This is a genomic window from Acinetobacter sp. YH12094, assembly GCF_013419295.1.
In the GTDB taxonomy this organism is placed as follows: domain Bacteria; phylum Pseudomonadota; class Gammaproteobacteria; order Pseudomonadales; family Moraxellaceae; genus Acinetobacter; species Acinetobacter amyesii.
In genome coordinates, this window is record NZ_VPAK01000008.1 from 130,854 (window position 1) to 144,133 (window position 13,280).

General features: G+C 40.0%; 12 protein-coding genes and 1 pseudogene. 6 read left to right on the forward strand and 7 right to left on the reverse strand.

Annotated features, from left to right (window positions below; all coding sequences use genetic code 11):
* Window positions 1–102: 102 nt before the first annotated feature.
* Both FTU34_RS08440 and FTU34_RS08445 read right to left on the reverse strand, forming a co-directional pair.
* Complete coding sequence (locus FTU34_RS08440) at window positions 103–630, reverse strand: hypothetical protein (protein ID WP_111884284.1); 528 nt, start codon at window positions 628–630, stop codon at window positions 103–105.
* A 287-nt stretch (window positions 631–917) separates the two neighbouring features.
* Window positions 918–1,346: a glycine zipper domain-containing protein gene (locus FTU34_RS08445; RefSeq protein WP_078193959.1), complete on the reverse strand. Its 429-nt coding sequence runs from the start codon at window positions 1,344–1,346 to the stop codon at window positions 918–920.
* Between the two features lie 366 nt (window positions 1,347–1,712).
* On the opposite strand from FTU34_RS08445, the gene prfA reads away from it, so the two are divergent.
* Complete coding sequence (gene prfA, locus FTU34_RS08450; RefSeq protein ID WP_078188570.1) at window positions 1,713–2,801, forward strand: peptide chain release factor 1; 1,089 nt, start codon at window positions 1,713–1,715, stop codon at window positions 2,799–2,801.
* On the forward strand, window positions 2,801–3,619 hold the full coding sequence (gene prmC, locus FTU34_RS08455; protein WP_180035268.1) for a peptide chain release factor N(5)-glutamine methyltransferase: 819 nt from the start codon (window positions 2,801–2,803) through the stop codon (window positions 3,617–3,619). The genes prfA and prmC overlap by 1 nt, the downstream gene beginning before the upstream one ends.
* A 115-nt stretch (window positions 3,620–3,734) precedes the next feature.
* Here prmC and FTU34_RS08460 read toward each other — a convergent pair whose 3' ends face one another.
* The 4 genes and pseudogenes from FTU34_RS08460 to FTU34_RS08475 form a co-directional block, all read right to left on the reverse strand.
* Window positions 3,735–4,496: an ABC transporter permease gene (locus FTU34_RS08460; protein WP_373686490.1), complete on the reverse strand. Its 762-nt coding sequence runs from the start codon at window positions 4,494–4,496 to the stop codon at window positions 3,735–3,737.
* 70 nt (window positions 4,497–4,566) lie between these two features.
* Window positions 4,567–5,534: pseudogene (locus tag FTU34_RS08465) on the reverse strand (aliphatic sulfonate ABC transporter substrate-binding protein).
* A gap of 314 nt (window positions 5,535–5,848) precedes the next feature.
* A complete protein-coding gene (locus FTU34_RS08470) occupies window positions 5,849–6,202 on the reverse strand; it encodes a hypothetical protein (RefSeq protein ID WP_180035266.1) in 354 nt (117 codons plus the stop codon).
* A gap of 200 nt (window positions 6,203–6,402) precedes the next feature.
* A complete protein-coding gene (locus FTU34_RS08475) occupies window positions 6,403–7,437 on the reverse strand; it encodes an AraC family transcriptional regulator (RefSeq protein ID WP_180035265.1) in 1,035 nt (344 codons plus the stop codon).
* A 141-nt stretch (window positions 7,438–7,578) separates the two neighbouring features.
* Between FTU34_RS08475 and FTU34_RS08480 the strand changes: the two genes are divergently transcribed.
* The 3 genes from FTU34_RS08480 (at window position 7,579) to FTU34_RS08490 (ending at window position 11,758) form a co-directional block, all read left to right on the forward strand.
* A complete protein-coding gene (locus FTU34_RS08480) occupies window positions 7,579–8,349 on the forward strand; it encodes a 3-hydroxyacyl-CoA dehydrogenase (protein ID WP_180035264.1) in 771 nt (256 codons plus the stop codon).
* Window positions 8,350–8,667: 318 nt separating this feature from the next.
* Window positions 8,668–9,804 carry an acyl-CoA dehydrogenase family protein gene (locus FTU34_RS08485; RefSeq protein WP_180035263.1) on the forward strand — a complete coding sequence of 379 codons (1,137 nt, stop codon included), beginning with the start codon at window positions 8,668–8,670 and terminating at the stop codon, window positions 9,802–9,804.
* Window positions 9,805–10,114: 310 nt separating this feature from the next.
* Window positions 10,115–11,758, forward strand: a complete 1,644-nt coding sequence (locus FTU34_RS08490) for an AMP-binding protein (protein ID WP_180035262.1) — start codon at window positions 10,115–10,117, stop codon at window positions 11,756–11,758.
* 162 nt (window positions 11,759–11,920) lie between these two features.
* On the opposite strand, the gene FTU34_RS08495 is transcribed toward FTU34_RS08490, so the two are convergent.
* A complete protein-coding gene (locus FTU34_RS08495; RefSeq protein ID WP_180035261.1) occupies window positions 11,921–12,436 on the reverse strand; it encodes a pyridoxamine 5'-phosphate oxidase family protein in 516 nt (171 codons plus the stop codon).
* A 439-nt stretch (window positions 12,437–12,875) separates the two neighbouring features.
* Here FTU34_RS08495 and FTU34_RS08500 point away from each other — a divergent pair.
* Window positions 12,876–13,280, forward strand: a 405-nt coding sequence (locus FTU34_RS08500; RefSeq protein ID WP_180035260.1) for an IS5 family transposase, incomplete at its 3' end; no start/stop codon positions are given.

A 13,280-nucleotide genomic window follows, 5' to 3' on the forward strand; every position in this document is an offset into this window, starting at 1 on the left:
TGTGGGGCGGTGTAAAAAGACAACTTTAGATATATCTAAACTTTTTTTATATACAAAAAAAGCACCCGAAGGTGCTGATTTTTTTTCATTGAAATATATCGATTAACGTTTACCGTTTTTGTACCAACCTAAGTGACGACCATTGTCTCCACGGTAGCCTCGGTCGTGGTAGCTATAATTATTGGTACGATAGCCACGGTTGTTATAACGACGGTCATAGCGATCATCATAACGACCATTGTAGCGGTCATCATAGCGACGGTCTTCAGACACTTTTTTACCTAGTGCAGAACCACCAGCTGAACCAAGTGCAGCACCGATATAACCACCGTTTGTGCCGCCCATGTTTTTACCTACGGTATAACCACCTGCGCCACCAAGTGCACCACCGATGATGGCACCATTACGGTCACGTTTGTTTGCCGATGCTGCTGCACCTGCACCGCCACCAATTGCTGAACCAATCATTGCGCCAGTTTGGCCGCCAACTTGGTTACCGATTGCTGCACCAACAACACCACCTAAAGCAGATGTTAATGCAGTATTGGTGCTATTACCTGCATGTGTTGCAGTCATAGTAAGTGCTGAAGCGGCAATTGCTGCACTGAATAGAATTTTATTAATTTTCATTTTTAAACTCCCTACGAAGCATGATGTTTATCTGTTGATATCAATATATGAAAACACATAGCGAATATTTGGAGCGTGATGTGAAATAAAATACGTGTTCCGTTGCTGCAATGTAAATTTTGCACTTTATTTCTACATGATTGATGACTTGGTTGGAGGGAAGGCAAATCTAAATATTTATCAGGAGCAATAAATAAAGTTGTATTTATCATTTGAAAAAGGCGATACATAAAAAAGCACCCGAAGGTGCTATTTTCACTATTCAATAAGGACTCACTAATTTTGAATTAGTGACGACGACGGTAACGTTTTTTGTATTTACGTTCTTGGTGTTTGTCGTAAGCTTTATCTTTAGAGATTTTATTACCTAGAGCAGCACCACCAGCAGCACCTAGTGCAGAGCCGATGTAACCACCGTTTGTACCGCCCATGCTTTTACCAACAGTATAACCTGTACCACCACCTAAAGCACCGCCGATAGCAGATTCTGTACGGTTGCGTTTATTACTTGCTACCGCAGCACCACCAGCACCACCAAGAGCGGCACCAATTGTAGCGCCGGTATTACCGCCCATATTTTTACCAATTGCAGTACCTGCAACACTACCTAATGCACTAGCTGCAGCAACGCGTGTTGTACTATCTGCATTTGCAGACACAGTGAACATAGAAGCAGTTGCTAGAGTGGCTGTCATTAAAAGAGTATTCAGTTTCATAGTTCACTCCATGTCCTTCATAAACGCGAGGACTTTTCTTAATCATTTCGATGGCAGTAAATGTAACAAAACTATTCGCTATAAATATGGAGAGCTTTCTCTTTATTTGATGATTTGAGTGTCTAGTTTGTATAAGTTTTATTAATATTGTGAAAAAATGGTCGAATGCAGAAAATCTGTACGACTTTGTGGAGAAAGGTAGGAGTGATGAAGTTCACACTTTGATATTTAGGGTCATTGATAGGCCAAAAAACAATATATATGTCATTTCAGACCCATTATCGGTACACTAGCGCCATTATTTTGAATTTTGGCATATCCGTGAAAGTTTAGCGGTAGAGCCTGTGTATTGAGATTTTTTGAAAAATGAAAGAATCGTTACGTTTACGATTAGATCAGCTCTCTGACCGTCACGAAGAATTAAATGCATTACTCGCAGATGTAGAAGTCATTTCAGACAACAAACGTTTCCGTCAGTTGTCACGTGAGCATAGTGATTTATCTGAAATCACTGAAGTTTGGAAAAAATACCGTCAAGCTGAAGAAGATATTGAGACTGCTGAAGTAATGATGACGGATCCAGATTTTAAAGAGATGGCCGTTGAGGAAATCAAAGAAAATAAAGCTTTGATCGGTCAGCTTGAAGCAGACTTAAACATTCTGATGATTCCAAAAGATCCGAATGATGCGAACTCTGCTTATTTAGAAATCCGTGCCGGAACAGGTGGTGACGAAGCTGCAATTTTCTCGGGTGACTTGTATCGCATGTACAGTAAATATGCTGAATCACAAGGTTGGCGTATTGAAGTGTTGTCTGAAAATGACGGCGAACACGGCGGTTATAAAGAAGTGATTTGCCTCATCAATGGTGAAGGCGTATATGGTCGTTTGAAATTTGAAAGTGGTGCACATCGTGTACAGCGTGTTCCTGCAACAGAGTCACAAGGTCGTGTTCATACTTCGGCATGTACTGTTGCGATTTTGCCGGAAATTGATGTAGACACCAGTGTTGAAATTAATCCTTCAGAATTACGTATTGATACCTATCGTGCATCTGGTGCGGGTGGTCAGCACATTAACAAAACTGACTCTGCTGTACGTATTACCCATATTCCAACGGGTACAGTTGTAGAATGTCAGGACGAACGTTCACAACATAAAAACAAAGCCAAAGCGATGGCGCTGTTGGTTTCTCGTTTAGAAAATGCCAAACGTGCGGCGGCAGATGCCGCGACGTCTGAAATGCGACGTGACTTGGTGGGTTCTGGTGACCGTTCTGAGCGTATTCGTACCTATAACTATCCACAAGGTCGTATGACTGATCATCGTATTAACCTAACACTGTATAAGTTGGATGCAGTGATGGAAGGTGATTTGACTGAATTGCTAGATAGTTTGCATCGTGAATATCAAGCCGATCAGTTGGCGTTATTAGCACAGCAGAATGGTGGCTAATGAATATTGCACAGGCTTTGGCCTATCGTGGTGAACCTGAGAGTTATGAACGTCAGGAAAATGCGTGGTTGTTAGAGCATATCACCAAGATTGATTCTTTTGATTTAATCATGAAAAAGGATCAAGAATTGACGGCAGAACAAGAACAACTGTATGTCGACAGTCTTACTCGTATTGCTGCGGGTGAGCCTTTGGCTTATGTCATAGGTTCTCAGCCATTTTGGACGCTAGACTTAAAAGTGACTAAAGATACTTTGGTGCCACGTCCTGATACGGAAGTACTTGTTGAAACTGTACTGCGTTTAGAACTTCCTGAAGATGCTCGTGTGGTCGATTTAGGAACAGGAACTGGTGCTGTAGCGTTATCATTAGCCAGTGAACGTCCAGATTGGTCAATTGTGGCTTCAGATATTTACGAACCTACATTGGAAGTCGCTGAGTTTAATGCCAAAAAGCATGATCTTGAACATGTGCAGTTTGTCTTAGGTTCTTGGTTGAAACCCTTTGGTCGTGCTTTCTTTGATGTAATTGTGTCAAATCCGCCGTATATCGATGCTGATGATGTACACATGAAGGATTTGGCAACAGAGCCTGAACGTGCTTTGGTTGCAGATAATCATGGGCTTGCAGATCTTGAACAAATCATTCTTCAAGCCAAAAAACATTTAACCGTGAATGGTTGGGTGGTGCTCGAACATGGTTATGACCAAGGGGAAGCAGTCAGACATTTGTTCTTACAAGCTGGTTATCGAAATGTTCGGACTGTAAAAGATTATGGTGGCAATGACCGTGTCAGCTTAGGTCAGTGGCAACATTGATTTGGTATTAGAGAAATAGTCAAAAATAAAGCGCATCGAATGCGCTTTATTTTTTTGTTTTTCAATTCACATGTGAGCGTTTGTATGTGTGCATTTGCAAGTGTAGAAAATAGGTTTACTTCACCACATCTCGCCAACGCAATAGATATTGTTCTAGATATTTCATCAGGCTATCGGTGATTTTCCCTAAGAGTGCCAATAGAATAATGGCGATAATCATGATATCTGGACGTGAGGTTTCACGACCATCACTGAGCAAATAGCCAATACCTTGCGTGGCTGCAATCAGTTCGGCAGCAATCATAAACATCCACGCCAAACTTAAACTATTGCGTAAGCCTGTAAGTATACCGGGCGATGCAGCAGGTAAAATAATCTCACGAATCTGCCTGAAATATTTCAAACGATAAACTTGTGCAACTTCAATGAGTTTTCGGTCTACACCTTGAATCGCTGCAACGGTATTGGTATAGGTCGGGAAAAAAGCACCTATGGCAATGAGGGTGATTTTTGAAGATTCATCAATACCTAACCATAAGAGCAGTAAGGGAATCCACGCCAAACTGGGGATAGATTTAATTGCTGAAAATGTAGGTTCCAAAAATGCTTCGGCTTGTTTGTTCAAACCGACCAAGAGTGCAAAAATCAGAGCAAGTCCGCTACCAATAAAAAAGCCTAAAAATACCCGCCAAGTACTAGTCCAGATATGCTGCCAAAGTTCACCTTCAGATAACTCTATAAATGACTGCCAAAGGCTACTCGGAGCAGGGAGTAGATACGGTTCGATAACACCATTTTTGATCAAGATTTCACATAGCAGCAATAAAACCACAGGTAGAGCAAGACCTTTTAAAATCAAGATCAACTTGGGTTTTATATGGTTTGATGAATCGGAAGCGGTCGAAACCGCCGTATCGATTTTGGGTTGAGTCAGTGATGATGACATGTTATTTCACAACCTTTTTCGCATAACGTGCATCAAAAAGTTGGTCAATGACTTGATTGACATTGGTTCCTTTACGAACTAAATCTTCCTCAGTCAAAATCGTGCCAGATTTCTTTAAAGCAGCAATATGTTTAGCTGTTGGGATATTTTGATTAAAGTTGGTACGACTCAACTGGAGCTTGGCAACAGCCAATGGAAGCTTGGACTCACGTGCCAATAATTGGGCTAATTTATCTGGATTGGCTTTGGCCCGTTGTCGTGCTTGTTCATAGGCTTTAATCACAGCTTCAACGGCTTCAGGACTTTGCTGGCTAAATTGTTGTTTGGTACTTAAAACGCTATAGCTGTTAAAACCCACATTTCGATAAAGCAAACGCGTGCCTGATTGTACTTGTGCAGATGCCATGAGTGGATCTAATCCCGCCCATGCATCGACTTGACCACGTTCTAAAGCGTTTTTCCATCAGGATGTTGTAAATGTACCAATTGCACATCACGTTTATTGAGGCCGACTGTTTCCAAAGACTGCAAAGTAAACATGAATGGATCGGTTCCTTTGGTCGCTGCAATTTTTTTGCCTTTGAGGTCTTTCAGACTTTTAATCGGAGAGTTTTTTGCCACAAGCAATGCCGTCCATTCAGGCTGTGACTGGATGTATACAGTTTTAATCGGATTGCCATTGGTACGACTCAAAACGGCTGCAAGTCCTGCCGTTGAGGCAAAATCCACACTGCCACTATTGAGATATTCGAGTGAGCGATTACTACCTTGGCTAAAGACTCATTTAATTTGTGTTTTGGGTAATGCTTTTTCTAAGAGTTTTTGTTCCTTCACCACTAAACTGGTCGGTGCATAGTAGGCATAATCCAGTTTAAGTGTCGAAGGAATAGCAGCAAAGATAGAGCTACTGAATAGGCTGAATGTCAGCGTAGAAAAAATTAGTTTTGAGCTTTTAAATAGGGAAGTCATATCGTTCACAATCAAGTGTTGAATTATGAGCACATAGATACGACGGAAATATTTCAGAAACAAAACAGAATAAATGCTAAGAATAATAGAAATCGAGATAAGCGTATAAATCAAATATAGGTATTTGATTTAGAATACTTTATTGGATTTAATTGTGATGAAATTTCGTTATATAAATTAATGTGTAAACTTGCATGAAAAATGCTTAGATATTTTAGTGTAAAGAATATTCAAAAATTATAGTGAATTACAGACTTAAAATAACTTTTCCAATAAAAAAGCAGCTCTCGCTGCTTTTTATATGTGATCAATACTTACATTGGGTAATCTTGTAAGCTATCGAAAACTTCAACTTGTTCTAAAGCTGCTGTTTCTACTGCAAGACAGTAAGCAATAATTTTTGCAGTTGCATTTACTAAATTTTCATCTTTTAGATTTGCACCTGCTTGAATTGCTTCAATGTCATCCGCTTGGATATCCAGTGCATGAGCAACTTCAACTGCATTTTCAGTGCTAAAAAATTGTGAGATCAAATTTTGCAAATCGATATCTGCAATAGTTTTAAGCTGTTCATGAAACAGGTCATCAATTGTGTCAATCTGAGTGAAAAGAGAATCTGAAAAGTTTTGAACAAGTTGTTGTTCAAGAACATCAATCATCTTAAGCATAGGAAAGCCTTTCAAGGAGATGCAGGAGAATTGGAAAATAAATAAGCAAAGCGCTTTAAATTGAGTGAAAAATAACCTAATTAGACTAAAGTAGCAATCGTTCAAGGATGAATGGTCAGTCTATTTATTGAATATTTTTAAGTTATTGATTTTCTATTAATTAGATGAATATTCAATTTATAAATAGCGAATATCAAATTTTAGGCCTTGAATTCAGGCGCATTATTTTGTCGATACGCACCGGGACTGACGCCTGTCCATTTTTTAAAAGCCCGATGGAAAGCACTCGGATCATGAAAATTCAGTTCTTCACTGATATCTTGCAAGCTTTTATCGGTATGGGTTAAAAAATCGATGGCGGTATCTCGTCGGATATCATTTTTGAGTTGTTGATAACTCACACCTTCACTTTTAAGACGGCGATGCATCGTGGCTTCCGACATATTCATTTTGACCGCCAACTCATAAAACTCTAACCATTCGGCAGGAGGAACGTCTAACAGTTGTTTACGAATTTGGCTGCTGAGCGCATACGGGTTTTTAAAGCGTACCAAAAGGTTTTCAGGTGTTTGTTGTAGGAATTGATACCACGAACGTGTGTCTTGTTTGATTGGAAGGCTTAAATAACTGGCATCGAGCTGTATATAGTTTTGACTGGCTTGGTAATGAATATTTTCACAGAAGCGAACTTTGTAGTCGTGATCATCAAGTGGTGCATCACATTTAAATTGGATTTGGTTTAATAAAATCCGTTGTCCACTCAACCAGCACAGTAGCGTATGGATGAGCATCAAATATGTTGCATAGCTGAACATGCGTTTAGGCGCTTGTTGGTCATAGATCACGATATAAGCAAAGTGATCTTCAATGGTTAAATCACTATGCAAGTCATCTAAAACCAGATTTAAAAATTGTAGGATTTGCTTGAGTGCATCGCCCAAGGTGCTGTTATGCATGATCATTTTCGACAGTAGCTTAAAACTACCACGTCGCATGGCATGCCGATCCATGCCAAAAAATTCATCATCCATCACATCTGCAAGATGAGTCCATAAAGCCGCATATTGAGAAACAGAAACTCTGGTCTTACTTGATAGCAGTAACTCTGAGGGAATACCCGCCTTTTGTAAAATAGCAGAAATATCAAAGTGCTTTTTTTGCGCATCGTGTAATGCTTCATGCACCAAGTCGATAGAAATCGTCCCTTTACTGTATTCGAGTCCATGCTTCGGCATATGTGCGGATAGGTCCTTGTTCAGAATTGTCCAAATACATCAGTAAAGATGCAACATTTGGAAATTGTACTGAATAAATTCTCTGTTTACTCTGCATCTTAAGTCGAATTTAAAACAAGACATCATAAATAGGGAAATGCTATGGACATTAAAGGAAAAGTTTTTGTTGTGACAGGTGGTGCATCAGGACTAGGCGCTGCGACAGCAACACATCTAATTGGCCTGGGCGCAAAAGTGATTATTGTGGATATGAATCATGAGCATGGCGAAGCAATGCAACGTCAACTGGGTGATCATGCGAAATTTGTTCAATTGGATGTCACTGATGAACAAGCGGTAGGCACTTTCTTTACACAAGTTGAAGCGGAATTTGGTCAACTTAATGGCTTAGTGAACTGCGCAGGTATCGCACCCTCTGCAAAAGTTTTAGGTCGTGACGGATTACATGATTTGGCGATGTTCCAAAAAGTATTAAATATTAATGTTTCAGGTACATTCAATATGCTGCGCTATGCGGCACAACTGATTGCTAAATATGAATTAAAAGCAGGTGAAGAAGAGCGTGGCGTGATTGTGAATACGGCATCGGTTGCGGCTTTTGATGGTCAAATTGGTCAGTCGGCTTATGCAGCATCAAAAGGGGCAGTGGTTGCAATGACATTACCTCTTGCACGTGAGCTTGCACGTGAATCAATCCGTGTGATGACCATTGCTCCGGGCATTATGGAAACGCCGATGCTCAAAGGCTTAGCACAAAATGTACAAGATGCTTTGGGGCAAATGGTGCCATTCCCTCCACGTTTAGCAAAACCACAAGAGTTTGCAAAATTAGTGACGCATATTTTTGAAAATGCTTATCTCAATGGCGAAGTGATTCGTCTTGATGGCGCGATTCGTATGCAGCCTAAATAGTTATTTATTAAAACTGCTTATTCAGGCTTCTACGACGGAGTCATATCGAGAATAACTTCGTTGACAGTAGTTCATCTCGTTACTTTTGTTTCGGCAAAAGTAACCAAAACCATTGTCATTTGCAAAACTCGTCATCAAATATTTATTGATTTACAGGTTACAGAAACATTAGAGATTAATGGCGTCTTGCCTCAGACAGTTGCAAATGACGTCGTCGTGTATCCAACTTTGCTTTATACAGCCAAAGTATTTTTAATTCCGCAGTTATCCAAAATTTAAAGCTATACGCGCTATAAAAGATTTAGAAAAGGAAGTCTCATGATTTTAAATGATGAACAAAAAATGGTTCAGGACATGATGCGAAGCTATTCGCAAGAAAAACTGAAACCAACGGCAGCTGAGCGTGACAAAACGGCAGCATTTCCTGCACAAGAACTTAAGGAACTGGGTGAGCTAGGTGCTTTAGGCATGACGGTTTCGGATAAATGGGGGGGTGCAGGTTTAGACTATGTGTCTTTGGTTGTTGCCTTAGAAGAAATTGCTGCTGGCGATGGTGCGATTTCCACAATTGTTAGCGTACAAAACTCACTACCTTGTGGCATTACGCAGCGTTATGGTACAGAAGCACAAAAAGAAAAATACTTAAAAAAATTAGCCACTGGCGAATGGTTAGGTTGTTTTTGCCTAACAGAACCACAAGTGGGTTCAGATGCGAGCGCATTGGAATGTAAAGCGGAGCGTGATGGTGATGAGTGGGTGTTAAATGGCACCAAGCAATTTATTACCACAGGAAAACATGCCCAAGTAGCCTTGGTTTTTGCGGTAACGGATAAGTCTGCAGGTAAAAAAGGGATTTCGTGCTTTTTAGTACCAACGGATGCGCCGGGTTATATCGTAACGCGTTTAGAAGACAAAATGGGTCAGCATTGTTCCGATACAGCAACTATTGTTTTAGATGACTGTCGTATTCCTGCGGATAGTCTTTTAGGCCAAGAGGGTGAAGGCTATAAAATTGCCTTATCAAACCTAGAGTCAGGTCGAATTGGTATTGCAGCGCAGTCTGTGGGTATGGCACGAGCAGCATTAGATGCAGCCGTTGAATATGCCAATGAACGCAAGGCATTCGGCGTAGAGATTGTACAGCATCAGGCCGTGGCATTTCGCCTCGCGGATATGGCTACCCAAATTGAGGCGGCTCGCCAATTGATTTTCCATGCAGCGACGTTAAAAGATGCAGGTTTTCCATGTTTAAAAGAAGCCTCGATGGCGAAACTTTTTGCATCGACGATGGCTGAACGGGTGTGTTCAGATGCGATTCAGATCCATGGGGGCTATGGTTATGTATCTGATTTTCCAGTAGAACGAATTTATCGTGATGTGCGTGTCAGTCAAATCTATGAAGGTGCATCGGACATTCAGCGGCTGGTGATTGCACGTGAAGTCACCAAAGGGTGAAAGGTTAAAAAATAGACTTTAGTCGATGTTCAAACCCTGCAATGGCGTTGATGGTTATGGAAATTGCAGGGCACATCCAAACATGGTTATCTAGGTATAGACAGTCTAAGAATAGGTAATTTACGAATAGATTGTCGAAGAGTATAAGTTTCAAAACTAAAAAACCGACATTGCAATCGGTGTATAGAAAAGCAGTAAAAGCGGATGTGGCAAAGGAATCGTCACTAGTACGCAGCGGTACAACAACAAGATCAATAAACCTCAAAGTCTTGCACTTTGAATCATAGAGAACAGGATAGGAATTGTCGTCATGAAGACACTAGAACAAGCATATCGTGATTTTAATTTTGAAAAAATGGTTGCAGAACAATTGGTCGGTACGCCAAGTTCAATCAATGCTTATGATGAATGTTGTGGGCGCTATGTTGGGCAAAATAGAACTGCGCTGATTTGGGAAGGTAAAAATGGTGAATCTGAACAATGGACTTTTGAGCAATTAGATTTAGCTTCTGCACAATTGGCGAATTATTATCAGCGCATTGGGCTAAAAGCAGGTGATTGCATTGCAGGTCTATTACCCCGTACTGCAGAGTTATTGATTACTATTTTGGCAACATGGCGTATAGGGGCAATTTATCAGCCTTTGTTTACGGCATTTGAGTCCAAAGCGATTGAGCATCGGGTGCAAACTGCGGGAACAAAGCTGATTGTAACCAACACTGAGCAACGATCAAAACTTAATCACATTGATTTACCGCATATTTTAAACGTACATGCCGATCAAGCAATTCAAACAGATCCTGACTTTTGGTCAGAGTTGCAATTGCATGACGCCACATTTAACTCAGTTCCCCGTTCATTTGACGATGAATTTTTAATGATGTTTACATCAGGAACGACCGGTTTAGCCAAGTCTGTACCTGTGCCACACAAAGCGTTATTGGCATTTAAAGGGTATATGACACATGCGGTTGATTTGCGTGATGAAGATTCATTTTGGAATTTGGCAGATCCGGGTTGGGCTTATGGTTTGTACTATGGAATTGCAGGGCCATTAAGTTTAGGACACAGCATTATTATGGATGAACGGGCTTTTAGTGTTGATCATGCACTTCAAGTCATCAAAAAATATAAAGTCAGTAATTTGACTGGTTCACCAACGGCTTTTCGTATGTTCTTTGGCTTCAAAGAAAAATTTGACGCATCCATAAAATCACATTTACGGGTTGTGAGTAGCGCAGGTGAGCCGCTAACGCCTGAAGTGATTCAATGGTTTAATCACGATTTAAACGTCAATATTTATGACCAATATGGGCAAACAGAACTCGGTATGGTGATTGCAAATCATCACGCTTTAGAACACTACAAAAAAGTGGGTTCAGCCGGTTTTGCTATACCGGGTCATCGTTTCGCGGTGCTCAATAAAGACCACCAAGAAATTGAACGTGGTGGGATTGGAACATTAGCATTAGACTGGTCGCAATCTCCACTCATGTGGTTCACAGGCTATGGTGGTAATAACCGTAAAGCCTTTGTAGGTAACTACTATTTAACTGGTGATACTGTTCGTTTAAATGAAGAAGGCGGAATTGATTTTGTGGGTCGTGCTGACGATGTCATTACAACGTCAGGCTATCGTGTAGGACCTTTCGATGTGGAAAGCACATTATTAGAGTGCGAAGAGGTTTTAGAGTCAGCAGTTATTGGTAAGCCTGATCCTGAGCGAACTGAATTGGTTAAAGCTTTTGTGGTATTGAAACCACAATATCAAGCAAGTTCAGAACTCATGGATAAACTACAAGCCTATGTACGATCTCGTTTATCCAAGCATGCTTATCCAAAAGAAATTGAATTTGTAGATGGGTTGCCTAAAACATCGAGTGGAAAAATCCAACGTAACTTGTTAAAGCAACAAGAAGTGGCCAAAGCGCAATTAATTCAAAAGGTAAGTTGAATCAATTTATATACGCAAAAAAGGCTGCTTGATGCAGCCTTTTTTAAATTGATGTTTGAGCTGGTGAAACCATTCATTCGAGATCATATATGTATTTGACTAACTATGGGACAATCCAAATTAACCTAAAATTAAAGCATTAATTCAAATCAATAAAATCATTTATTCTAAGTTCAGGGTATTATGTTCAGTATCAAGTTCTTGAGTTTTACCCGTTAAATTGCCCTTCAAAACTTTGAATAAATGGGTGACTTTATTGTCTTTGACATTCCAGAATTCTGCACTAATAGCATTAGCTATCAAAACGCGAACAGTAGGATCAGTCTTGCCATCGAACCAGTTTTCAGCCCAAGGATTCCATAATTTATCGATTAGGGCCGCATCTGTACTGATTTCTCCATGAGCACTAATTGATACATAAATATCGTCTGAAGGTTTAGCGAATGCTAATCCAAGATGATTACGACCTGCATTGACTGCCTCTACAAGGTCATTGTTTTCTTTCATAAGAAAATAGATATTTTCATGCTCATTCATCTTATCAGAATTAAGCATAGTCATAGGTTGAGAATGAATTTCTTGCTTGTCAGTGACATGGCTAATCATGGTGAAACGCACGTCTTTAATGAGTTCCCATAATTTTTGTCGCTGATCTTGTTCAACGTATTCTTGTGACATTTTTATTCTCCACTTTTAAGTAATCACTTTGGGGTAAAGGGGTAAATATAACTGAGCACAAAGTATTTGAATAATGTGTGTTAGGTCATAAGTTTATCGAACATATTATGTCAGCAATTTAATTCTCACTGAATTCATACATATACCTACGGATTAAATCTCTTTGCATACATAAACGCTTAAAATGTCTTGGATTAAGTTTTATTTTCTGAGGCTAAGGTAGAAAAGAATCATTAAAATTAACCTAATATAAGCAGCTCTAGTGCAACTAAATACGGTTAAAAATATAACTATATTTTTAATTTATTATTTTTAAAACATGTATACGCTATACCTCTATGATGTTTCTACATACTAAGGTGTTTGAGATACTGTATTTTAAATAGGCTTTGTTGCACAAACCTATCTGTAAAGGGTTTTTCAGCGATATAATTTTCAAATGAAGAAGCCTACACACAAAATCTACCGCACAACCAATTGGCCCGCATATAACCGAGCACTCATGAGTCGCGGAAATATTGCCATTTGGTTTGATCCTGCTACGCAATGGTATGCGCCATCAAAAGGCAAACAAGGGCGAAATCAAACCTACTCCGACGCAGCCATCCAATGCTGCTTAATGATTAAATCCTTATTCCGTCTGTCTTTACGTATGGTCACTGGCTTTGTGCAAAGTCTGATTAAACTTTGCGGATTAAATTGGATAGCTCCAGATTGCACCACGCTTTGTAGAAGACAAAAGCATATTGATATTGTAATCAGCTACCAAAAAAGTAGCGATGGGCTGCATCTACTCATGGACTCTACAGGCATGAAGTTTCTAGGTGAGGGCGAATGGAAACGC

Coding starts and splice junctions, on each gene's coding strand:
- FTU34_RS08440 (WP_111884284.1), bottom strand. CDS start 630: ATGAAAATTAATAAAATTCTATTCAGTGCAGCAATTGCCGCTTCAGCA.
- FTU34_RS08445 (WP_078193959.1), bottom strand. CDS start 1,346: ATGAAACTGAATACTCTTTTAATGACAGCCACTCTAGCAACTGCTTCT.
- prfA (WP_078188570.1), top strand. CDS start 1,713: ATGAAAGAATCGTTACGTTTACGATTAGATCAGCTCTCTGACCGTCAC.
- prmC (WP_180035268.1), top strand. CDS start 2,801: ATGAATATTGCACAGGCTTTGGCCTATCGTGGTGAACCTGAGAGTTAT.
- FTU34_RS08470 (WP_180035266.1), bottom strand. CDS start 6,202: ATGCTTAAGATGATTGATGTTCTTGAACAACAACTTGTTCAAAACTTT.
- FTU34_RS08475 (WP_180035265.1), bottom strand. CDS start 7,437: ATGCCGAAGCATGGACTCGAATACAGTAAAGGGACGATTTCTATCGAC.
- FTU34_RS08480 (WP_180035264.1), top strand. CDS start 7,579: ATGGACATTAAAGGAAAAGTTTTTGTTGTGACAGGTGGTGCATCAGGA.
- FTU34_RS08485 (WP_180035263.1), top strand. CDS start 8,668: ATGATTTTAAATGATGAACAAAAAATGGTTCAGGACATGATGCGAAGC.
- FTU34_RS08490 (WP_180035262.1), top strand. CDS start 10,115: ATGAAGACACTAGAACAAGCATATCGTGATTTTAATTTTGAAAAAATG.
- FTU34_RS08495 (WP_180035261.1), bottom strand. CDS start 12,436: ATGTCACAAGAATACGTTGAACAAGATCAGCGACAAAAATTATGGGAA.